The sequence below is a fragment of the Lysobacter antibioticus genome (assembly GCF_000731095.1).
Lineage (GTDB): Bacteria > Pseudomonadota > Gammaproteobacteria > Xanthomonadales > Xanthomonadaceae > Lysobacter > Lysobacter antibioticus_B.
On sequence record NZ_JMTZ01000030.1, the window covers coordinates 49,501 to 70,194 of the forward strand.

Consider the following 20,694-nt stretch of genomic DNA (forward strand, 5'->3'; position numbering starts at 1 on the left):
TCGATCGGTCTATCCCCATCCACCTTCGAGCGCGCCGCAATGAGTCTGCCGTCATGAGCCTGTCCCGATCCGCCAAGAACCGCCTCGCCCTCGCAGCGGTCAGCCTGGCCGCACTGATGTTCGGCCTGGAAATCTCCAGCGTGCCGGTGATCCTGCCGACGTTGGAACGCCAACTGCACGGCGATCTGCGCGACATGCAGTGGGTGATGAACGCCTACACCCTCGCCTGCACCACCGTGTTGATGGCGGCGGGCACCTTGGCCGATCGCTACGGGCGGCGGCGCGTGTTCGTGATCAGCGTGATCGCGTTCGGCCTGACCTCGCTGCTGTGCGGCCTCGCCGAGAGCATGCCGGTGTTGATCGGCGGACGCTTTCTGCAGGGCCTGGCCGGCGGCGCGATGCTGACCAGCCAGTTCGCGATCCTCTCGCACCAGTTCCGCGACGGCCGCGAGCGCAGCCGCGCGTTCGCGGTGTTCGGCATCGTATTCGGGTTCGGCCTGGGTTTCGGCCCCATCATCGGTGGCGCGATCGTCGCGCTGTCGAACTGGCACTGGGTGTTCCTGGTGCACGCGCCGCTGGCGCTGCTGACCTGGTCGATGATCGCAGCAGGCGCGGAGGAATCGCGCGAGGCGCAGTCGCACCGGTTGGACATCGGCGGCTTGTCGACCTTGTCGTTGGCCGTGTTGGGACTGACTTACTACATCACCCAGGCGCCGGAGTCGGGCTATGCCGATCCGATCCTGTTGGGCGTGCTCGCGTTCGCCGCATCGAGCCTGATCGCGTTCGCGTGGGTGGAAAAGCGCCATCCGCACCCGATGTTCGATTTCGGCGTGTTCCGCATCCGCGAGTTTTCCGGGGCGATCATGGGCTCGATCGGCATGAACTTCAGCTTCTGGCCGTTCATGATTTATCTGCCGATCTACTTCCAGAGCGCACTGGGCTACGACACGGTGACTGCCGGCCTGGCCTTGCTGGCGTACACGCTGCCGACCTTGGCGATGCCGCCGCTGGCCGAGCGCTGGTCGGCGCGTTATCGGCCGGCCTGGATCATTCCGCTGGGGCTGTTGGCGATCGGCCTGGGCTTCATCGCGATGCGCTACGGCAGCGCGGTGGACGGGGCGAGCTGGATGACCATGCTGCCGGGCGCGCTGTTGGCCGGCTGCGGCCTGGGCCTGACCAATACGCCGGTCAGCAACACCACCACCGCCTCGGTGCCGGCGTCGCGCACCGGCATGGCCTCGGGCATCGACATGAGCGCGCGCCTGATCACCCTGGCGATCAACATCGCCCTGATGGGCTTGATCCTGGTCGCCGGCATCGCCGCGCATCTGCGCTCGGTATACGGCCCGATGCTGGGTGCGGCGCTCGACGGCGCGCAGCTGCGGGCCCTGGCCGGACGCGTGGCGGCCGGCGATGTCGGCGCGCTGGGCGGTCTGGCACTGTCGGGCGATGCGCAGACGGTGGCGCGCGAGGCCCTGGTTCACGGCTTCGGTTGGGTGCTGTGGTATGGCGGCATCGGCGTGTGCGTGCTCGCCGCACTGAGCCTGATCATTTTCGCGCCCATGCGCAGGGCCGGCGCGCAAGCGGCGCAGGCCCCGGCCTGCGGCGGCTAGCCGGCGAAGCGCGGCCGCTGCATCAATAGAACGCGATGCCAGGCCGCAGCGCGAACTGGAAGATCAGCAACTGTGCGATCACCAGCGACAGCACACCCGCGATCGAGGACGCGGGCTCGGCCTGTCCTATGCGCCGTGGCTGGGCGCACCAGGCATAGGCCTGCAACCAGAACACGCCGATCACGAACTCGGCGACCGGCACGATCGCGACCTGGTCGAGGCTGCCGGGCACTCGCATCGCCACGATCAGCGGCAAGGCAAGCAGCGCCGGCAAGGTGGCCATGCGGAACATGAAGCCGCTGCGCCGCCCCGGCGTGGCGACCTCGGCCGGATCGCGCGCCAGCGCCAGCAAAGGCGCGGCGAAGCGGATCGCGATGGCGGCGATGACGACCAGCGCGATCAGGCCGGCGACCAGCTTGGTGGTATCGGCCCATTGCAGATAGCCGAAGGCCATGCCGACGTCGTTCTGCGGCAGGACCGCGCCGACCACCACCTGCGGCAGGGACTGGAAAAACCCATGGAAGGCCATCCAGATCGCGAACAGCCGCGCGGTCTCGGTGCGCGGAGGGCGCAGCTTGAGCCAGGCCACGAAGCCCAATGCAGTCAACAAGATCGCCAAGGCACCGGTGCCCTGGAACAGGTGGGCGAGCGGGTTGTCGCCGGTCCAGTTGTGATTGTTGTGGTACAGCGTCGCCCGCAATCCCGGGGTCAAGGCCTTGGGCACGACCAGGAACAATTCCTGGATGAAGAAGATCAGACTGAAACTCAACGCGTACAACAGGCTGGAATGAAGCGTGCGCTGCCAGCGCCATGGACCGCTCGCTGCCGCTGCGGACGCGACCGAACGGCTGCGCCACACACCGATCGCCCCGAACAGGATCGGAGCGGCGACGATGACGGTCAGCGAGGCGATGAGGATCAGCTGGGCGTAAGGATTCATGCGGCAGACTCCGGTACCAGTCGCTGTAGATGCGCGGGATATGCGATCGGTTGCAGATGAACAGGCCTAAGGCATCGAACGCGGGCCCTGGCGATCCAAGCATCACTCGCTGAAGCGCGCTCTGTAGCCCTTGGGGCGACGTCCTGCCCACCCCGCACATCGCCGGGGTAGCAGCGGCACGAGCCGCGACCGCCATGCATCGACCTCGCAGCGCAATATTCGCAATTCCGTCACAGGCCATCGGCGAAATCGTTCGATGCCGCCTCGCTCCCTGCCGCCGCCGCAAGAAAATCTTGTACCAGCCCTTAGAAAACTTCGTTTGTCGGCACCGATCAGGCTTCCAATAATCGGTGACCCACAGGAGACCCCCTATGCATCGACGCGACTTCCTGCAGTGCGCCAGCGGCCTGCTGCTGACCGCCGGCCTCGGCCCCCATCTGAACGCATTCGCCAAGACTGCGGTCACGGCGCCGACCAGCCATTGGAGCGCGCAGTTGCGCGTACTGGAAAAGAACAGCGGCGGGCGCCTCGGCGTCGGCATGCTCGACACCGGCAGCGGCCAGCATTTCGATTGGCGCGGCCGCGAACGCTTCCCGATGTGCAGCACCTTCAAGTTCCTGCTGGCTGCGGCGGTGCTGCGCGAGGTCGAACGCGGCAAGTTCGATCTGGAAAAGAAAATACCCATCGCCAAGAGCGACCTGATCGCCTACTCGCCGGTGACCGAGCCGCTGGCCGGTTCCAGCGCCAGCGTCGCCCAGCTGTGCGAGGCGACCATGACGCTGAGCGACAACACCGCAGCGAATCTGCTGTTGCCCTTGGTCGGCGGCCCCGCCGGCTTGACCGCGTTCCTGCGCGGCATCGGCGACCCGACCACGCGCCTGGACCGCAAGGAGCCGGAGCTCAACAGCGCCATCCCGGGCGACCCGCGCGACACCACCTCGCCGCTGGCGATGGTCGCGACCATGCGCAAGCTGTTGCTGCAGGACGGGTTGAAGCCAGCTTCGCGGCAACAGCTCACCTCCTGGCTGGTCGCCAACCGCACCGGCGACAAGCGCCTGCGCGCCGGGGTGCCGAAGGGTTCGCGCGTCGGCGACAAGACCGGCACCGCCGACACCACCAGCAACGATCTGGCGATCATTTGGCTGCCGGAACGCGCGCCGATCCTGCTCACCTGTTATCTGACCGGCTCCACGCTCGACGGCCCCGGACGCGATGCGATCCACGCCGCGGTCGCTCGCCTGGTATTCGGCCCGGTCGAGCCGAGATAAACCCGTCGGCGCGACCCGATCGCCCGCCGCCGCGCCGTTCGGCGCGATGGTGGGCGATCAAATGCAGAGTCGATCAGGCGCTGGCCTGCCAATGCGAGCGCAGTTCCTCATTGAACTCCGCCCAACGCTCTTCCGGGAAGAAGATCCGCGCGCCTTCGAACTCCACGCGCTTGCGGGTTCCGGGAATCGCATCGGCCAACCACTGCGACCACTTCGTCGGGAAGAACACGTCGTCGATGCCCCAGGCGATCAAGGTCGGCGCCTGCAGACGCTTGAGCTGGCTCTCGATCGCGAGGGTGTGCGCATTATCGAATGCGGCGAGGAAACGCTGCAGATCGCGGGTACGCTGTTCGCTGCGCAGCAGGGGCCGCAGATAGGTTTCGATGCTCTCGTCCGACAAGGACTGCGGGTCCTCATAGGCCAGGCCCAGGGCCTGCGGCGAACGGTACACGCTCTTGTCGTCCAACATGGCGTTGAGCGTATCGCCGAGCCCGCCGCCGGCCGCCATCGCCAGGAACGGCTTGAACGCTTCCGGCGGCCAGTTGTCGTGGGTATCGCAATTGGTCAGGGCGAAGCTGCGCACGCGCTGCGGATGCAGGGCGGCGAAGATCTGCGCAATACCGCCGCCGCTGTCGTTGCCGACCAGGTCGACCCGATCGATGCCCAGGGCGTCGAGGAATTCGGCGAGCATCCGCGCATTGGCGGTGACCGACACGTCCTGGCCGGGCGCGATCTCGGTATCGCCGTGCGCCAACAAGTCGACGGCGATGCAGCGTCGCCGGTCGGACAAATGCGCGAGCTGGTGCCGCCACAGATGGCCGTTGAGCAACACACCGTGGACGAACAGCGCGACCGGGCCGGCGCCTTGCTCGCGGTAAGCGATGCGGCCCGACGGGGTCTGCACGCTGGCCTGGGTGGGGGAGGAAACGTTGCCGTCCATGATCAACCTTGATTCGGCGCTGCGGCGGAGCCGTAGGCTTCTTTGAGCTTGCGTGCGCAATCGTCGCAGCAGACTTCCACCGCCTTGCCGCCGATCTTGACCTGGTAGGAATTCTCGTCGAGCGGGCAATCGCAGGCCGCGCAGGTTTTTTCCGTCATGACAGCTTCTCCGAATCGCCCGAACGCCGGGCAGGTTCAGTAGGCCACGGGGGCCGGAAGGCCGCTGTCAGAATCTTTAGCGATTTGCCGCACCCGCTTGCCGAGCCCTTAGCGCTGCAGGGCCGATTGGCGGAATTCGGTCGGGCTGCGGCCGTAGGCCTGCTGGAACGCCGCGCTGAAATGGCTGTGGCTGGAGAAACCCAGTTCCAGGCTCAGCTGGGTCAAGTCGTCGTATTGCGCCAGCAGGTCCAGCGCGCGCGCCAGGCGCAGGCGCAGTTGGTAGCGATACAGCGGCAAACCTTCGACCTGCTTGAACACCTGGGTCAGGTACACCGGCGACACCCCGACCTCGGCGGCGATCTCATCCAACGCCCAGCGCCGCGACAGATCGCTGGCGAGGACCAGCTTGGTACGATCGACCAGGCGCTGCCGGCCGAGACTGGCGCCGGCCGCGTGCGAAGTGCGCGGCCCGAGCGAGCGCTGGACCAGGGTCAGGGCCAGGCTTTCGGCCTCCAGCGACTCGGCGATGCTCTCGCGCAGGCTGTGGCGCAGCAGCGCGACCAGCGCCTGCGCGCGCGGATCGATGCGCAAACGCGGCTGCCGGAACGCCAGCGCCGCGCCTGCGCGCAACAAAGCCGGCGGCGCCAGCTCGCGCAGCATCGCCTCGTCGACCCGCACCGCCAGGCTGGCGTCGCCGCCGGGCACCGGATGGACGATGCGGCCGTCCTCGCCGGCATTGAAGAACAAGACCTGCCCGGCCTCGGCCACCGCCGCATCCTCGCCGACCTGGCGCACGTACAGGCCGCGGTAGGGAAACATCAGGTGGGTGGCGCCCACGCAATCCTCGGCATGCGCATGCTCGCCGGTGCCGGGGCAGCACAAGTCCCAGACCGCGACGGTCGGCGTCTTCAGCAAGGGCGCTACGGTGAATTCGGACATGCCTGCGTCGTGATCCCGCCGGGAATCGATCCTCGCGCCCAACTTTTGGCTTCGTGGCGTGGATCGAGGCCGGTCAGGATAACGCCCGCAGCGGGCGAACAGGCTTCAGCGCGGGAATTCGATCACCGTGTTCGAGCCCGGCTGCTCGCCCTTGCGCTCGGCGACGAAACCTTCGGCAAGCGGTTGCCAGGGCTCCTTGCCGAGCCGGTCGAGGCGCTCGTAGCGTCCGAGCACGCGGAAGCCGCTCAGGCCGTAGGGTAGGCCTTCCGACGACAAGGGCGTGATGCCGTCGGCGACGTGGAAGTGCAGATGCGGCCCGGTCGCATCGCCGGTGAAGCCGAGCGCGGCGATGGTCTGGCCGCGGCGCACGCTATCGCCCACGCGCACTTTGAGGCTGCCCGGCTTCAGGTGTTCGTAAGCGACGTGGCGGCCGTCGGCCAGCGCCAGCACCACGTAGTTGCCGGGCGCTTCGTCGAAATCGTGTTTGGGGTTGGCGGAGACGCGTGCGGCCTCGACGGCGTCGTCGCGCACCGCCGCGACTCGCGCATCGGCCACCGCGAGCACCTCGGCGCCGTAACCCAGGTTGCTCGTCACCAGATCGGGGTCGCCGATGATGGTCTTCCCGGATGGGTCGACCTTCACCCAGTCGACCGCATGCCGGCCCGGCAGCCGCGCGCGCCCGTCCATCGTGTAGAACACGCGCCGATGGCCGCGCGGCCAGTCCGGCGAATGGATCGCGACCCAGGGGCCGCCGCGCAGGGGCGGCCCGAGCAATACCGGCGCAGGCTGGCCGACCTCGACACGCGCGCCTTCGACCGAGTTCGCCGTCGCCGCGGCGAGCCTGCGGAAGCCCAGCGCATGCCGCAGCTTGCGCGGCGCGCGCGTGCCGACGTCGAGTTCGAGATAGATCACGCCGCGCTCGCCCGGCCGCAAGGCCGCCAGGCTGGCGCCGGGGCGACCGATGACGCGGGAACGGTCGCTGAGATCCTTGCCGGCGAAACGCTGGATCACCGCGCCGCTGGCATCGTCGATCACGCGCAGCTCGTCCACCGCCAGTTCCGCTTCGTTGAAGCTGGTCAGGTGCAGTTCGTAATACAGCCGTTGCCGCCCTTCCTGGGTCACCGGTGTCGGCGCCTGCGGAACGGCCAGATCGAAGGAATCGACCAGGGCCGCATTCGCGGCGCGCGTGGTTGCCGGCAGCGCCAGCAGGGAAGACAGCGCAAGGCAAAGGGCGAGCGGTCGCAACATCGCAGGGAGTCCTGTCGAAAGCATGGGCGGTAGCGCTCGCACAGGCGGTAGCCGGTCGACGCGAGCGCAATGATCGAAGTCGCGACGCAGACGGCTGCTGCGCATCCGTCGTGTCGCGCGACCGGCATCATCCCATGCCGGATCGGCCGGCATGGGCATGACTCTCGACCTAGATTTGTACGCGTTGTGTTCGCGAGGAGGCGTGCCCTACCAGAGAACGCGCTTCGTCATCGGTCGCATTCGCCTCGCCGGCATCGCTTGCACAGCACGCCGTGGTTCGCGGTCGCGGCTCGCGCCGCTCCTACCCCAAAGCGGTACGCGGCTGCCGTTGCTTCAAACGGCTTGGCGTCGCGCCGAGCTCGCGAGAACGCCCGTAGACCCGGAGGGCGGCGCACAGGACGTGCGCCCGGCTGTGAAATGGAATGCAGCGATGAGACAGGGAGGTCCTATCGAAAAATACCGGCACGAGCTGCGGGCTCGCAGGGGAGCTTCGTCACAGCCACCGACGCCGCAGCGTGACACCGCGCGGTCGCGGCTTGCGCCGCTCCTACCCTAAAAGCATTTGTCGTTGCCGTTGCCGTTGCCGTGCCGTAAAGCTTGGCGTAGCGCCGAGCTCGCGAGAACGCCTAGAGACCCGGAGGGCGGCGCACAGGACGTGCGCCGTTTTCCGATAAGACAAGGATGTCTTATCGGAAAATCCCCGCGGACGCATCGAACTCGCATGGGAGCTTCGTCAAGGAAAGCCCTTTTCTTTGGTTACCTTTCTTTTGGGCTTAGCAAAAGAAAGTAACCCGGCCGCTTTAGCGGACGGAAGCTTTAGATTTTGATGTTGCTTCACCGATCTGCGGCCAGAGGCGCAACAATCGGCAACTGCGCGGTCGCGGCTTGTGACCTTAGGAAATCCAGCAGGACGCCGCTCCTGCCCTGGCTCAGCGAGCAGCCGCAGGCAGGTCGAGCTTGTAGACCTCCGGCCCGATCGCAAACACGCTGGTGCCCTTCGCGTCGCGCACGATGCGGAACTTGTTGCTGGTGGCGCCGAAGCGGCCGGGCGACCAGGTCTTGCCGCCGTCGCGGGTCTCGAAGCCGTTCGGCGTGGCGCCGACCCAGCCATGCAGTTCGTCGACGAAGCCGACACCGAATTCCCGGACCTTGTGATCGGCGACCAACGGCAGCTCGCTCCAGGTCTCGCCGCCGTCGACGGTCTTGGCCACGTAGCGTTGCACGACCGCGGTGTCGGGGTCGTAGTTCTGCACGGTGACGTAACCGACCTGCTCCGACGGGAACGACATCTTCCAGGTGATTTCGTACGGGCGCCGGCTCTCGTACACCGCGTGCCAGCTGCGTCCGCCATCGCGGGTCTTGAGAATGCGCGCATGCGACTGGGCGACATCGGAATGGCTGGCGCCTGCGATGAAGCCGACTTGTTCGTTGACGAACTTGACGTCGAGGATCATCGCCGTGTGCGCGCTCATGTCCACCGAGGTCCAGGTGCGCCCGAGATCGCGCGAGGTCGCCAGGAACGCCGGCCCGCCGACACGGCCGCCGGCGCGCAGGGTCGTGCGCCGGTCGAGCACGCCGGCGTTGATGTATTCGCTGTGCAGGACGTCGATCGCGCAGATGCCGACCGGCGCCGGGCCGTCGATGCGTTCGACCGGTGCCCAGCTCGCGCCGCCGTCGGTGGTGCGGTACAGCGGCAAGGGATCGGTCGCGCCCGGGAACGAATCCGGACCGATGTTGCCGAGAATGCCGACGTCGGCGTCGACGAAACCGAGCGCGCGCACGAAGGTGCCGGGCTGCTCCCACTGTTGGGTCCAGGTCTCGCCGCCATCGCGGGTCCGGTAAACCAGGCCCTTACCGTTGCCGTACCAGCCGATCGAACGATCGACGAAATAAATGTCGTCCTGCTTGCGCGCGAACGCTTCGGTGTTCAAACGCCGCCAGACCGGGGCAGTGTCCGGCGCAGTTGCTTTGAGCTGCGTTGCGGTGGCCGCCGGCGTCGGCGTGACGTCGGCTTGAGCCGTGTTCTGGCAGAGGGTCAATAACAACGCAGCCGCCAGCGCCTTACGCAGGCGGGCGATTTCGATTCCGGACATCGCAATGATCCTGTTCGCTGAGTGGACGCAGCCCCCCCGGCGCGGCGTCGGACGCCAAGTCTATCGATCGTCCTGCGCGAGTCGAGCCTGGCGACGACCGTGTCGATGCGGCCGAGAGCCGCGCATGATCGTCCGCCGCCGCGTCCGAAGCTGTAGCGAAACTGTGCGGGTGGCCAGCACAGGCCGTGTCGTATCTCGGCATGGAACCTGCCGGCCAAGGCGGCAGTGTTGTGACCGTCGCCACACTCTCCGCGGCGATAAAGCGCGCGATGGCCGCCGTGGACCGCGAGCCGCGTCTGTTGCTTATGTCGCCGCCGCAGCGCGCGACCGCTCGAATCGACCCGACCCGGGCGTCCCTCCCGCCATCCGCAAGCGCCACGAGGACGTCATGCCCCAGTCGCCTACCCCGCCTACCCCGCCCGGCCCGCCGAACCTGCTCGTCATTCTGGTCGACCAGTTGCGCTTCCCGCGCTTCGCTTATGGCCCCGATGGCGGCTTCGCGCCGGGCCTGAAGGAGATCGTGGGCTTCCAGGGCGAACCCGAAGCCGACAACGCCTATCGCGAATTCTTTCCCGGGCTGTGGTCGCTGCGCCAGCACTCGGTGGTGTTGCGCCGCCACACCATCGCGTCCTCGGCCTGCATTCCCAGCCGCACCGCGCTGATGACCGGACAATACGGCGCGCGCACCGGCGTGACCCAGACCGACGGTTTGTTCAAGAACGGCGATGCCGCCGCGTTTCCCTGGCTCGCCGCCGACGGCATTCCGACGCTCGGCCACTGGTTCCGCGGCGCCGGCTACAAGACCCATTACTTCGGCAAGTGGCACGTCAGCAATCCGCCCGGCCACAGCCTGCAGGAGTACGGATTCGACGACTGGGAGTTGTCCTGGCCGGAGCCGCACGGTTCCAGCATCAACAACCTCGGCGCCTACCGCGACATCGGCTTCTGCGACCTGGTCTGCGGCTTCCTGCGCGGCCAGGGACTGGGTCTGCCGTACAACCGCAGACTCGCGCAACACGATCAAAGCCATCCGCTATCGCCCGATCCGAGCACCGATCCGAAGCCCTGGCTCGCGGTCGCTTCGTTCGCCAATCCGCACGACATCGCCACCTATCCGGGTTTGCCGCGCGGGCTCGATCCGAACGCGCCGCCGCTCGGCCCGCTGCCGGTGCCGGCGCAAGGCACGCGCAGCAACCCGCCGACCGCCGGCAGCCTGCAGTTCGAGCTCAACCCGCAGGGCTTTCCGCAGGACAATGCCAACGTGCCGCCGAGCATGGACGAGGCGCTGCTCAACAAGCCGAGCTGCCAGTTCGACTACGCCTACAAGATGGGGCTGGCCCTCGCCGCCAAGAGCGGGCTCGCCGCGCAGGACCAGGCCGGCCTCGACGCGGTCAACGCCGCACTCGCCGCGGGCATTCCGTTCCAGCTCACCCGCGCCCCCGAACAGGCAGCGTTGCGCTTCGTCCAGTACTACGCCTGGCTGCAACACCTGGTCGACGGACACATCAAGCGGGTGCTGGATGCGCTCGACGAATCCGGACAGCGCGAGAACCCCATCGTCGTGTTCCTGGCCGACCATGGCGAGTACGGCGCCGCGCACGGCTACATGATCGAGAAATGGCATACGGCCTATCAGGAAGCCCTGCACGTGCCGGTGGTGATCCACTCGCCGCGGGTCAATGCGCAGGCCGACATGCGCCAGATCGATGTGCTGACCAGCCACGTCGACATCGTGCCGACCCTGCTCGGCCTGGCCGGTGTGGGCGAGGAAGAAGTCGCGAAGATCCGCGAAACCCTGCGCGAGACGCGCCCGGTGCCGCCGTTCCCCGGGGTCGACCTGAGCGCGGTGATCCACGGCCGCGAAACCGTGCCGAAGGAGCCCGACGGCCGTCCGCGCGAAGGCATCCTGTTCGCCACCGACGACGAGATCACCGAACGCCTGCGCGGCCATCTCGACCCGCATCAGCTGCATTCCGACCGCGAGTTCAAGACCTTCCTCGAGATGGTCGAGGTGGTACGCGACGGCAGCAGCCCGCTGCCCTACAACGGACCGGTGCCGCAGCTCGCCCCAGGGCCGGTGCGCCAGCCCAACCATGTGCGTTGCGTGCGCTCGGGCGAGTGGAAGCTGGCGCGCTATTGGGACCCGAGCGGTGTCGAAGCCGATCAATGGGAGCTTTACGATCTCGAACACGACGGCTGCGAGCTGACCAATCTGCTGGTCACCGATGCCCGCTTCCCGACGCCGATCCCGGCGCTGCCGCCGCCGTACACCGATGCGCAGATCGTCGACACCGCCGAGCGCTTGTACCGGCTGATGCAACGCTACGAAAAGGAAATGCTGTCCACGCCCGAGCAGGACACCGTGGCTGCAGCGGTCGCCTGAGCGCGCGCCCCAGCGTGGGTGTCATCGCCCCGACCCGGCGAACCGGGTCGGGAACTTACCCCGATCACTCCAATCCGGCGAACCGGATCGGGAACTTGCCCTGATCGCTCCAACCGGGCGAACCGGGTCGGTAGCCGGCCCTGATCACTCCGCCGCGGTGGCCCGGGCCGGAGCAGCGCCACGACAAGTCAGCCGCGGCCGCCTGCCCGCGCGCACGATGGCCCATCGGTTCGTCTACCCTGTGCCCAGCCCGCGCGGCCCCGGCTCGTGCCCGCAAGCGCGAGGCGCGCCCTCCCGCACTGCCTACGCGTCGACCGAGCCGCCGGCTCCGCGTCGCCGCGTTCCGATCGCTCAGCCCAAGGAAGCCGCATGACCGCTTACGTTCGCCCCGCACCGCGCGCCCGTCGTACCCGCACCGCGCTGGTCTGCGCGCTGGCCTTGCTGATCGGGCCGTGGTCGGCACAGGCGGCGACCGATATTCCGTCGCAGGCGCGGATCAAGGCCGCGGTCGATAAGGCCTATGCCGCGGCCAAGGACAACACCGCGGGCAAGAACGCCGACTACATCCCGGCCCTGGCCGAAGTGCCCTCGGGCCTGTTCGGCATCGCCGTGGTCACGGTGCAGGGCAAGGTCTACACGATCGGCGACGCCGGCGTCGAATTCGCCATCGAATCGGTGTCCAAGCCCTTCGCTGCCTCCTGGGTGATCGAGAAGAAAGGCGAGCAGTGGCTCGAAGACAAGATCGGCGTCAACCAGACCGGCATGCCGTTCAACTCCATCCTGGCGCTGGAAGCGCACGCCCAGACCAAGCCGGCGATGAACCCCTTGGTCAACGCCGGCGCGATCGCCATCGACAGTTGGATCGAACCGGCCGAACCGGCGCCGCGCTGGGCGACGATCTCGCAGCTGATGAACGACTACGCCGGCCGCACGCTCAGCCTCAATCAAGTGGTCTATGAATCCGAAGCCGGCAACAACGAACACAACCGCGCGATCGCGCGCCTGCTGAAAGGCTACGGCACGCTCGACGGCGATCCGGAAGTCGCGCTCGACCTCTACACCCGCCAGTGCTCGATCAACGTCACCGCTAAGGACCTGGCGGTGATGGGCGCGACCCTGGCCAACGGCGGCAGCAACCCGGTCACCGGCAAGCGCATCGTCGGCTCCGACACCGCCGAGCGGACGCTCGCGGTGATGTCCACCACCGGCCTGTACGAAACCACCGGCGCCTGGACCTGGAACGTAGGCCTGCCGGCCAAGTCCGGGGTCGGCGGCGGCATCGTCGCGGTCGCGCCCGGCAAGTTCGCCATCGCCACCTTCGCCCCGCCGCTCGACGAAGCCGGCAACTCGGTCAAAGGCCAACAGGCGATCGAATCCATCGTGCGCGAACTGATCGGCGCTGGCGTGTTCGAAACCGGGCATTGATCGGACGGCCGTCGAGCATTCGGCCGACGCGCCGAGCGCCGACTAGTCGACGACGCGCAAGGTGCCGCAGGCCCCTCGGCAAAACGAAGGGCTCCCGCGGGAGCCCTTCGTTCGTTCGATTCATCGATAGCCGATCTTCATCATCGGAAGGGTCGCGGCGGGATTAATTCTCCTTCGCCGCCGCCAGCTCCTCGAACACGCTCTTGCCGACCGAGGCCGACAGATGGTTTAGGCCCATGACGATGTTGGACGAGGTGTCGGAGACTTCGAACTCCTTGCCTGCATGGCGCACGCGCAGGCCGAGCCGATCGCGGCCGGCCATGATCCCGAACATCACCCGCACGCCGGGCGGGCGCTGGCGGATATCGATGATCGCGACGTCGGCCACGTCGGTCTCCGATACGTTCAGCCAACGCTCGTTCGCTTGTTCGACGTAGGCCTGCTCGATCAGCGGAGGCACCTTGTCGTTGTGCTCGCATTCGCCGCAGTCCCAGCGAATGTTCAACTTCGGCACAGTGCGGCGCGACGCCAAAACGTTGCTGGCGTCGGCAGCCGCGGTCGCGTGGGCCCTCGCGGCTTCGGCGGCTTCGGCCGCTGCCTCGGCGGCGGCCACAGCCGCCGATCGGCTCTCCGTCTCGGCGCCCTGCTGCGCCATCGCAAACGGCGACGCCGTCGCGGCAACGAACCACATCAAGGAAAACAGAACGTCCCTGCTCATACAGTCCCTCGTTCGAAGATTCGGCCCGGGGTCGGCCATGTCGCGGTCGGACTTACGCCTGTATTCGGCGTCCGATGCCCCCGCATCCCCGCGCGGATCATAGCAGCCGCTCCCAGGCCGGCAGAGATGCCGGACCCGCTCTCGGATGACTGCCCCGGCAGAGATGCCGAACCCGCTCTCGGATGACCGCCCCGGCGGAGATGCCGGACCCGCTCTCGGACGACTGCCCCGGATTCGCGAACGCATGCCATAAACATGCCGCTCGTCGATCGATTAGGCTCGCATCGTCGCCGCCTCGCTTCCCGCCGGAGGCGCCGCCGCCCGCCTTCGGCCTGCGTTCACTGACGGAGGCGCAAACCAGATGTCTGCTTCGATGGATGCCACGCCGTGACCAGAAAACTCGCCTGCCTGTGCCTGCTCGCGCTGCTGCTCGGCGGATGCCGCACCGGTCCGAATGAACGCACACCCGAGAAGACCCTGCCGATCGAAGCGCCGCTGCCGCCGAGCGTCACGCCCGGCGAGTTCCTGATCGAGGCCGACAAGCTCGACACCTGGAACGCGCTCGGCCAGATCGCGGTACGCACGCACGGCGTCGAGTACGAAGGCCGGGCGCAGATCATGGATCTCTACAGCCTGCGTTATCGCGGGGTCGCGTTCATGGCGCTGACCAAGTCGGTGCTGTTGTCGGACACGATCAAGCGCACCACCACCCGGGTCACCGCGACCACGCTGGACGGCAAGCCGATCGACAGCAAGCCGGTAACGGAGTTTCTCTCCCTGCTGCAGCGCGAGCTGCCGGCGGAGATCGAAAGCGTGCGCGCCAAACAGGCAGCGCAGAAGAAGGCCAAGGCTAAAGGCAAGGCGAAGGCGAAGAAGAAAAAGAAGAAGTGAAACGGGCGCGGGCCAAGCCCGGCCGGATCTGACCCAGGGGCGGGCATTCCAGTCGCGCCTTGATGCCCCGCGCGGTGCGCGGCTTGTTTCCGCTATCGTTGTTGCGGAGCCTTTGCAACACAACGCACCGCCCGAGTCATTACCGCCACGCAGGGGCTGCAGCGGCGCTGTCTACGCGGACGACCGTACTCGCTCAGGCCTGGTGGATCTCGATCTCGCCATCGAAGCCGTTCGCTTGCGCGGGCGGGACGTTGCCCGGGAGCGCGCCGAGCACGGCACCACCGGCGACCTTGCCCGGCGGCAGCGCCGCCTTGCCGTTCATCGCGCTCGGCAGTGACGGCACCACGAAACCCGCCGGAAAGGCCGCGACCGCGCTCATCAGGTAAGTACCGAGATTCGCTGCGGCCGTCGCGGTCGATACGTTGACCGGTTTCAAAATTCTCACCGCGCGCCAGAGGATGCGAATGAATTGGGGCGCGTAGGAATACAGGTTCTGCGTGTTGGTCGTAGCCGCATCCGAGAACGGATTCGCCGAGCTCTGCACGCAGCAATAGAGGCAGTACCAGGCGTCGCGCTGGCCGCCGATTTCGTAGTGATAACTCGCGGCAAGAAAGGCGTCCATATAGGCTTCGACGCTCGCCTTATTCGAGTGCGCCAGCGCAGTCAGCGGCACGAGGTTCTGCCAACTATTGCCGGCACCGCCCCAGCGCCCGTTGAGCATGTGCGCGCGGATCCAGGTGTTGAGGTTGTCCTGGGTAAACGTCAGCGGCGGCCCGCCGGCCAGCAACTGGTCCCAGGGCGCTCCGCCCGCGGTCGGCACGTTGTTGCCCTGCTGCCCGGGCATGATCAGATCGGGGCCGAGCACGGCCGTGGCCGACGTGGCGCCGAAAGTCGCGGCTTGGCGGATCGCGACCGGCCCGGTCCGATATTGCGTCGCGACGAAGATGGGCTGGTTGGTGCTCCAACGCGGGTTGTTGGGCGCACCGGTGTAGACGATCCTGCTCATGAGGGCTTCCTGTCGGTCATGGCCCCGGGGCATCGGACCCGGATACGCAACCGACACGTTACTCCCACGCTGGGCGACTGTCCGCAGCGCAGATCGCTTCAAGCCCCTTGCAGATGGACGCAAGGCCATCGCGAGGCGATGGCCTGCCCGGATACGCACCGCATCGGACGCGATGTCCTGATTCGGCTGCGCTTTGCGTTCACGAGATCGCCTTCGCAGGAAAGCGGAGTGGCCGCCGCCCTCGCACGCCGACCGACTCAGTTCTGGTGGACTTCGATGCCGCCGTCGAAACCGTTCCCTTGCGCGGCGGGGAAGTTGCCCGGCACCGCGCCAAGCACCGCGCCGCCGGCGGCATTGCCGGGAGGCAGCGTCGCCGTGCCGTTCATCGCGTTCGGCAGCGGCGGCACCGCGAAACCCGCCGGGAAAGCCGCCACAGCATTCATCGGATAAGCACCGATGTTCGCCGCGGCCGTCGCGGTCGATACGTTGACCGGTTTCAGAATCCTCACCGCGCGCCAAAGGATGCGGATGAACTCGGGCGCATAGGAATACAGGTTCTGGTTGTTGGTCGTGGTCGCATCCGAGAACGGATTCACCGAGCTTTGCACGCAGTAGTAGAGGCCGTACCAGGCGTCGCGTTGACCGCCGGTCTCGTAGGCGTAGCTCGCGGCGAGGAAGGCGTCCATATAGGCCTCGACCGTCGCGTGGTTGGCGTTCGCCCCGGTCGTGAGCGGCACCAGGTTCTGCCAGGTATTGCCCGGGCCGCCCCAACGCCCGTTGATCATGTGCCCGCGGATCCAGGTGTTGACGTTGTCCTGGGTGAAGGTCAGCGGCGGCCCGCCGGCCAATAACTGATCCCACGGCGCACCGCCGGCGGTCGGCACGTTGTTGCCCTGCTGCCCTGGCATGATCAGATCGGGTCCGAGGATCGCGGCCACCGCCGATGCGCCGAAGTTGGCGATCTGGCGGACCGCTACCGGTCCGGCCTGGTACTGCGCGCCGAGAAAAATCGGCTGGTTGGTGCTCCAGCGCGGATAGTTCGGCGCACCGGTGTAGATGATTCTGCTCATGATGGCTACCTGTCGGGTCGTGGAATCGGCGATCGAAACCGGATGCCGCACAGGGCACATCGCTCTCACGGTGCGCAGCGGTCCGAAGCGGCCGCCGTCGCACCGTCCCATCGTTGTGGGATTGGAATACGGAGTCGCGCGACGGCACGGGCTCGCTCGGTAGAAACGCAGAGGCCGTCGCGTTGTGAAATCAGCGCTGCGCAGCAGTTGCCGGGAAAGCTGCAGCGCGTATGCCCGAATCAGCGCAACACGATCAACAGCACGCCGGTGATGGCCAGGACTGCGGACCAGGCCCGGCTGGCCGCCGCTCCGCTCAGACGATGGGCCTGCGCGGCAATGCCGCGCGACACCGCAGCGGCGATGACGCCGGTGGTGGCCAGGGTCGCGGCCATGTGCGCCGCGACGGCGGCGAGCGCAAGAATCATCGAACCCGAGGCGGTGATCTCACGCGCCGGACTGCCGGACAAACACATCGGCACCAAGGCCGGCACCAGCATCAAGCCGCTGCCGTGCATGGTCGCCATCAGGAACGACCAGAGCGCGATGCCGGCGCCACCAACACGCACGTCGCGCGGCGCGCGCTGTCGGGCGCCGCGCAGCCACCGGTACGAGGCCACGCACAGCAGCAGGGCGCCGGCGACGCCCTGGACTTGCGCACGTTCCATCTTCAGCCCCTGCGCGAACGCACAGGCCACGATCGCGATCGACAGCGCGTGGCCGATCGCGATCGGCAACAGCGCGCGCCAGACCTGGGTCCTGTCGCGCACGCCGCAAGCGGCGGCGAACATCCAACCGGTCGCCGGGCTCAACCCGTGCAGGGCGCCGAGCCCGGCGACCACCATCCACGGCCACAGACTCGCCATGACGCCTTCCTCGAAACCAGATCGGCGGGCTCAGTCCGGCGGGTTCAGTCGTGCGTCCGGCAGCACGAACCGGGCGCGGCCGTCGGCGTTGCCGCGGATGCAGGCTCGTAGCGGTCGTGGTGCCGTACCCATTCCATCGGATAGCTCAACGCCTCTTCGTTGCGGCCCTTGGGCGTGAGATCGATCAGCGGATAGGCGCCCATCATCACCTCCACGCCGCGCCCGAACCGCGAGTAGGTATGGAAGACCTCGCCCGCCTCGTCCTTGTAGAACACGCTGACGCCGGGCGCTTCCACGTGCGGGAACGCTTGCACGGTGTAGTTGTAGGGCACCTCGCCGCTTGCGACTTCCTCGGCGGTGAAGCTGACGCCGAAGTCATGATTGAAATCGTTGCCGTGCGACGACACCCAGGAAAATTTCCAGCCCATGCGCTGACGGAAGCGTTCGATATCGGCCAGCGGCGCGCGCGAGACGACCACCAGGCTGACGTCGCGTTGCGCCAGGTGCGGGTTGGCGCCGTCGTTATGGTCGGCCATGTAGGAACAGCTCTTGCAGCCCTGCTCCCAACCCGGCGCGAACATGAAGTGCTGCACCAACAACTGACGGCGGCCGTCGAACAGTTCGGCGAGGCTGCGCGGGCCTTGCAAGGTATCGAAGACATAGTCCTTGTCGACGCGCACCCAGGGCAGCGCGCGTCGCGCGCCGGCGATCTCGTCGCCGAGGCGCGTCAGTTCTTTCTCGCGCGCTAGCAACTTCATGCGTTCGGCCGTCCAGCGATCCCTGGATACGACGGGGTGATGGAGGGCATTCAATTCGGCAGTGACGGTGTTCATGGCGTGCTCCCAGGCTCGATGAGCCGAATGATGTTGAAATGGCGTGGATTTCGATCGATGCACCGCTCACTCCGCGAGGCGTGGCGGTTGCGGGTACTCGATCGTCGAGGCGAACGCATCCATCGGCACAGGCGTGTTCGGCCTGTGCGCTGAGTTCGTCGGCAAGCTTCGCTTCGGCGTCGGCTGAAGAGCTCGGACGCTGCCCCGTGCTCGAGACAGGCCAAGCGAGCGATGTCGCTTCGCTGTCCGCCGCCTGTCGCGACGGCGGACGAGCGGCCTGCGATCAGGCCGCGGCGCGTCCCGGACGTCGCACGGCGCGGACTTTTCCGCTGCCTCCGCCGCCGCAATAGAACAGGTCCGCGCCATCGGATTCGAGCCCGCTGACGTTGACGCCCGGCGGCAGCTCCAGGCACTCCAGCACCGTGCCATCGGCAGGGTCGATGCGACGAAGCTCGCTGTCGTCGCCTTCCCAGGTGGCATGCCACAGCTCGCCGTCGACCCAGGTCACGCCGGTGACGAAGCGATTGGACTCGATCGAACGAATCACCGCACCGGTTTGCGGGTCGACCTGGTGGATCTTGCGATCGCGGTACTGGCCCACCCACAGGCTGCCCTCGGCCCAGGTGAGCCCGGAATCGCCGCCGTTGCCCGGCGCCGGAATCGAGGCGACGACCTTGCCGGTGGCGGGCTCGATCTTGTCGATGCGGGCCTCGGCGATCTGGTACAGGTAGGTGCCATCGAAGGCCGTGCCTGCATCGCAGGCGACGTCGAGCGAATCCATGGGCTCGCCGCTGGCCGGGTCGAAAGCGACCAACTTGGCCCCGGTCGCGGCCCATACCCGGCGGCCGTCGTAGGTCACGCCGCCTACCCGCTCGGTGCCGCCGAACGGCCCGTACTCGCGCACGACCTGCGCTGCACGCGTGGTGGCCGGGCGGCTGCCGGGTTTGTTTGCGTTGCTGCTCATCGCTGGCTCCTCGTGGCGCAAGTCGGGTCGGCGCCTGGAAACGACTCTATTCAATCGGCAGCGCGGCCGGGAGTAACAAGATCGTCGTGAATCCCGCCAAGGGCGGCGCCAACCAACGTTGCGCCCGCGCGCGGCCGATCGAACGCACCCGTCCGGCGGCTTCGAGCTCGGCCAGCGCACGCTGGACGGTGCGCTGACTGGCGCCCAGCGCCAGCGACAGGGCCGAAGTCGACCAGGCCGCGCCATCGGAAAGCAGCGCCACCAGCGAGGCCTGCTCGCCGTCGATCGGCGGCGCCAGCACGACGACGGCGCGCCCCTCATGCGGCTTGAGGACGAAGCCGCGCGCGCTCGCCTCGATCTGCGCGAAGCGGCCGATCAGCGAACGCAAGCGGCCGATCTCGACACGCAGCCGCGCGCGGTGGGTCTCGTCGGGACGGCGCGTGCGGAATGCACGCTCGATCAGGACTTCCCGCTCGACATCGCCCGGCCAGGCCTCGGCGAGTGCGAGCGCCAAGGCGAACAACACCGGCCGCCGCGTCAACGCTTGCCACGACCCGCCGGCGTGTATGCCGCGGCGGCAAGCGTCGACCACCATCGCATCCGAATCCATCAGCGCGGCCACTTCGTCGAGGCGCAGCGCCTGCTCGCCATCGGCGGAAAGCCGGCGGGCGGCGGGACGGTCGAGCGCCCGCCGCGCGGGCGGCGGGACGGTCGAGCGCCCGCCGCGCCTCGGCCACCTCGGCCGACAACGCCGGCACGCCGGCGCGAGCTGCGGCCGCCTGCGCGCGATCGAGCGCCGCGCGCGCGACCTCGGTATGCAACGAACGCAGCGACAACTCGGCGGAAGTCAGCTCTGCCATCGCCACAAGCGACGCCGGCAAAGGCTGCGCATCGAGCTTCGCCAACGCAGCCGCGGCCTCATCGAGCCGACCGAGCAACAACAGGCGGCGCGCCGCGATCAACCACGCCTGCAGCGCATTGGCGCGATCGGCCCGCGCCTCCAAGGTCGCTGCCGCGGCGGTCAAGGCCCGCGGCGAACCGCCGAGATCGCGCATCGCCAACGCCACCTCGGCCTCGGCCACGACGCAACGCGCCCGCGCCAATTCCTCGTGACTGCCGAAACCGCGCACCGCACGCCGCAACAGCTCGCGGGCGCGCGGATGATCCCCGAGCTGAGCCATGGCGATGCCGCGCAAGGCCAAGGCCGGCGGATCGTCGCGCAGCGCGACCCGCTTGAGCGCACCTAGCGCATCGCCGGCGGCGAGTGCGCGTGCGGAGGCGGCGATCAGGGAATCCATGGGGACAGGCTACCTCGCGGCAGTCTCCGGCGTTTGTGACTGTT

General features: G+C 67.7%; 19 protein-coding genes. 6 read left to right on the forward strand and 13 right to left on the reverse strand.

What is annotated here, in order from left to right; all coding sequences use genetic code 11:
- The first annotated feature begins 53 nt into the window (after window positions 1–53).
- Complete coding sequence (locus EX88_RS0110890; RefSeq protein ID WP_031372021.1) at window positions 54–1,613, forward strand: MFS transporter; 1,560 nt, start codon at window positions 54–56, stop codon at window positions 1,611–1,613.
- 22 nt (window positions 1,614–1,635) lie between these two features.
- Here EX88_RS0110890 and EX88_RS0110895 read toward each other — a convergent pair whose 3' ends face one another.
- On the reverse strand, window positions 1,636–2,553 hold the full coding sequence (locus EX88_RS0110895) for a hypothetical protein (RefSeq protein WP_051884949.1): 918 nt from the start codon (window positions 2,551–2,553) through the stop codon (window positions 1,636–1,638).
- Between the two features lie 371 nt (window positions 2,554–2,924).
- Here EX88_RS0110895 and bla point away from each other — a divergent pair, with 371 nt between their 5' ends.
- Window positions 2,925–3,821 (forward strand): class A beta-lactamase, encoded by an 897-nt coding sequence (bla, locus tag EX88_RS0110900; RefSeq protein WP_036148590.1) that lies wholly within the window; start codon window positions 2,925–2,927, stop codon window positions 3,819–3,821.
- Between the two features lie 73 nt (window positions 3,822–3,894).
- Here the strand turns inward: bla and EX88_RS0110905 are convergent, their stop codons facing one another.
- The 5 genes from EX88_RS0110905 to EX88_RS0110925 form a co-directional block, all read right to left on the reverse strand.
- Window positions 3,895–4,761, reverse strand: coding sequence for an alpha/beta fold hydrolase (locus EX88_RS0110905; protein ID WP_031372024.1), 867 nt, complete (start codon window positions 4,759–4,761; stop codon window positions 3,895–3,897).
- A 2-nt stretch (window positions 4,762–4,763) separates the two neighbouring features.
- Window positions 4,764–4,919 (reverse strand): hypothetical protein, encoded by a 156-nt coding sequence (locus EX88_RS26695; protein ID WP_162835523.1) that lies wholly within the window; start codon window positions 4,917–4,919, stop codon window positions 4,764–4,766.
- A 108-nt stretch (window positions 4,920–5,027) separates the two neighbouring features.
- Window positions 5,028–5,858, reverse strand: a complete 831-nt coding sequence (locus EX88_RS0110915; protein WP_031372025.1) for a helix-turn-helix transcriptional regulator — start codon at window positions 5,856–5,858, stop codon at window positions 5,028–5,030.
- A 105-nt stretch (window positions 5,859–5,963) separates the two neighbouring features.
- Window positions 5,964–7,106, reverse strand: coding sequence for a M23 family metallopeptidase (locus tag EX88_RS0110920; protein WP_031372026.1), 1,143 nt, complete (start codon window positions 7,104–7,106; stop codon window positions 5,964–5,966).
- 929 nt (window positions 7,107–8,035) lie between these two features.
- Window positions 8,036–9,199, reverse strand: coding sequence for a WD40/YVTN/BNR-like repeat-containing protein (locus tag EX88_RS0110925; RefSeq protein ID WP_031372027.1), 1,164 nt, complete (start codon window positions 9,197–9,199; stop codon window positions 8,036–8,038).
- A gap of 388 nt (window positions 9,200–9,587) precedes the next feature.
- Here EX88_RS0110925 and EX88_RS0110930 point away from each other — a divergent pair, with 388 nt between their 5' ends.
- Window positions 9,588–11,582, forward strand: a complete 1,995-nt coding sequence (locus tag EX88_RS0110930) for a sulfatase-like hydrolase/transferase (protein WP_051884951.1) — start codon at window positions 9,588–9,590, stop codon at window positions 11,580–11,582.
- 369 nt (window positions 11,583–11,951) lie between these two features.
- Entirely contained in the window at window positions 11,952–13,007 is a 1,056-nt protein-coding gene (gene glsA / locus EX88_RS0110935; RefSeq protein ID WP_081930867.1) for a glutaminase A, read from the forward strand.
- Between the two features lie 163 nt (window positions 13,008–13,170).
- Here the strand turns inward: glsA and EX88_RS0110940 are convergent, their stop codons facing one another.
- Entirely contained in the window at window positions 13,171–13,764 is a 594-nt protein-coding gene (locus EX88_RS0110940; RefSeq protein WP_152566221.1) for a hypothetical protein, read from the reverse strand.
- Window positions 13,765–14,112: 348 nt separating this feature from the next.
- Between EX88_RS0110940 and EX88_RS0110945 the strand changes: the two genes are divergently transcribed.
- Window positions 14,113–14,616, forward strand: a complete 504-nt coding sequence (locus EX88_RS0110945; RefSeq protein ID WP_031372031.1) for a hypothetical protein — start codon at window positions 14,113–14,115, stop codon at window positions 14,614–14,616.
- A 193-nt stretch (window positions 14,617–14,809) separates the two neighbouring features.
- On the opposite strand, the gene EX88_RS0110950 is transcribed toward EX88_RS0110945, so the two are convergent.
- The 6 genes from EX88_RS0110950 to EX88_RS27105 form a co-directional block, all read right to left on the reverse strand.
- Window positions 14,810–15,622, reverse strand: coding sequence for a hypothetical protein (locus EX88_RS0110950; protein ID WP_031372032.1), 813 nt, complete (start codon window positions 15,620–15,622; stop codon window positions 14,810–14,812).
- A gap of 257 nt (window positions 15,623–15,879) precedes the next feature.
- Window positions 15,880–16,692, reverse strand: a complete 813-nt coding sequence (locus EX88_RS0110955; RefSeq protein WP_031372033.1) for a hypothetical protein — start codon at window positions 16,690–16,692, stop codon at window positions 15,880–15,882.
- A 239-nt stretch (window positions 16,693–16,931) separates the two neighbouring features.
- Window positions 16,932–17,555: a hypothetical protein gene (locus EX88_RS0110960; RefSeq protein WP_036148594.1), complete on the reverse strand. Its 624-nt coding sequence runs from the start codon at window positions 17,553–17,555 to the stop codon at window positions 16,932–16,934.
- Window positions 17,556–17,599: 44 nt separating this feature from the next.
- A complete protein-coding gene (locus tag EX88_RS0110965; RefSeq protein ID WP_031372035.1) occupies window positions 17,600–18,388 on the reverse strand; it encodes a DUF899 domain-containing protein in 789 nt (262 codons plus the stop codon).
- A 283-nt stretch (window positions 18,389–18,671) separates the two neighbouring features.
- The gene (locus tag EX88_RS0110970) at window positions 18,672–19,352 is read right to left on the reverse strand and encodes a PQQ-binding-like beta-propeller repeat protein (RefSeq protein ID WP_051884953.1); all 681 of its coding nucleotides are present in this window, start codon (window positions 19,350–19,352) and stop codon (window positions 18,672–18,674) included.
- Window positions 19,353–19,398: 46 nt separating this feature from the next.
- Entirely contained in the window at window positions 19,399–19,740 is a 342-nt protein-coding gene (locus tag EX88_RS27105) for a hypothetical protein (protein WP_235186242.1), read from the reverse strand.
- A gap of 52 nt (window positions 19,741–19,792) precedes the next feature.
- On the opposite strand from EX88_RS27105, the gene EX88_RS27110 reads away from it, so the two are divergent.
- A complete protein-coding gene (locus EX88_RS27110) occupies window positions 19,793–20,599 on the forward strand; it encodes a hypothetical protein (protein ID WP_235186243.1) in 807 nt (268 codons plus the stop codon).
- Window positions 20,600–20,694 lie beyond the last annotated feature (95 nt).

Excerpts from the sequence above, each read along its gene's own strand:
- glsA (WP_081930867.1), top strand. The coding sequence starts at position 11,952 with ATGACCGCTTACGTTCGCCCCGCACCGCGCGCCCGTCGTACCCGCACC.
- bla (WP_036148590.1), top strand. The coding sequence starts at position 2,925 with ATGCATCGACGCGACTTCCTGCAGTGCGCCAGCGGCCTGCTGCTGACC.
- EX88_RS0110925 (WP_031372027.1), bottom strand. The coding sequence starts at position 9,199 with ATGTCCGGAATCGAAATCGCCCGCCTGCGTAAGGCGCTGGCGGCTGCG.
- EX88_RS0110940 (WP_152566221.1), bottom strand. The coding sequence starts at position 13,764 with ATGGCCGACCCCGGGCCGAATCTTCGAACGAGGGACTGTATGAGCAGG.
- EX88_RS0110930 (WP_051884951.1), top strand. The coding sequence starts at position 9,588 with ATGCCCCAGTCGCCTACCCCGCCTACCCCGCCCGGCCCGCCGAACCTG.
- EX88_RS0110955 (WP_031372033.1), bottom strand. The coding sequence starts at position 16,692 with ATGAGCAGAATCATCTACACCGGTGCGCCGAACTATCCGCGCTGGAGC.
- EX88_RS0110915 (WP_031372025.1), bottom strand. The coding sequence starts at position 5,858 with ATGTCCGAATTCACCGTAGCGCCCTTGCTGAAGACGCCGACCGTCGCG.
- EX88_RS26695 (WP_162835523.1), bottom strand. The coding sequence starts at position 4,919 with ATGACGGAAAAAACCTGCGCGGCCTGCGATTGCCCGCTCGACGAGAAT.
- EX88_RS0110890 (WP_031372021.1), top strand. The coding sequence starts at position 54 with ATGAGCCTGTCCCGATCCGCCAAGAACCGCCTCGCCCTCGCAGCGGTC.
- EX88_RS0110905 (WP_031372024.1), bottom strand. The coding sequence starts at position 4,761 with ATGGACGGCAACGTTTCCTCCCCCACCCAGGCCAGCGTGCAGACCCCG.
- EX88_RS0110965 (WP_031372035.1), bottom strand. The coding sequence starts at position 18,388 with ATGAACACCGTCACTGCCGAATTGAATGCCCTCCATCACCCCGTCGTA.
- EX88_RS0110970 (WP_051884953.1), bottom strand. The coding sequence starts at position 19,352 with ATGAGCAGCAACGCAAACAAACCCGGCAGCCGCCCGGCCACCACGCGT.
- EX88_RS0110920 (WP_031372026.1), bottom strand. The coding sequence starts at position 7,106 with ATGTTGCGACCGCTCGCCCTTTGCCTTGCGCTGTCTTCCCTGCTGGCG.
- EX88_RS0110960 (WP_036148594.1), bottom strand. The coding sequence starts at position 17,555 with ATGGCGAGTCTGTGGCCGTGGATGGTGGTCGCCGGGCTCGGCGCCCTG.
- EX88_RS0110895 (WP_051884949.1), bottom strand. The coding sequence starts at position 2,553 with ATGAATCCTTACGCCCAGCTGATCCTCATCGCCTCGCTGACCGTCATC.
- EX88_RS0110950 (WP_031372032.1), bottom strand. The coding sequence starts at position 15,622 with ATGAGCAGGATCGTCTACACCGGTGCGCCCAACAACCCGCGTTGGAGC.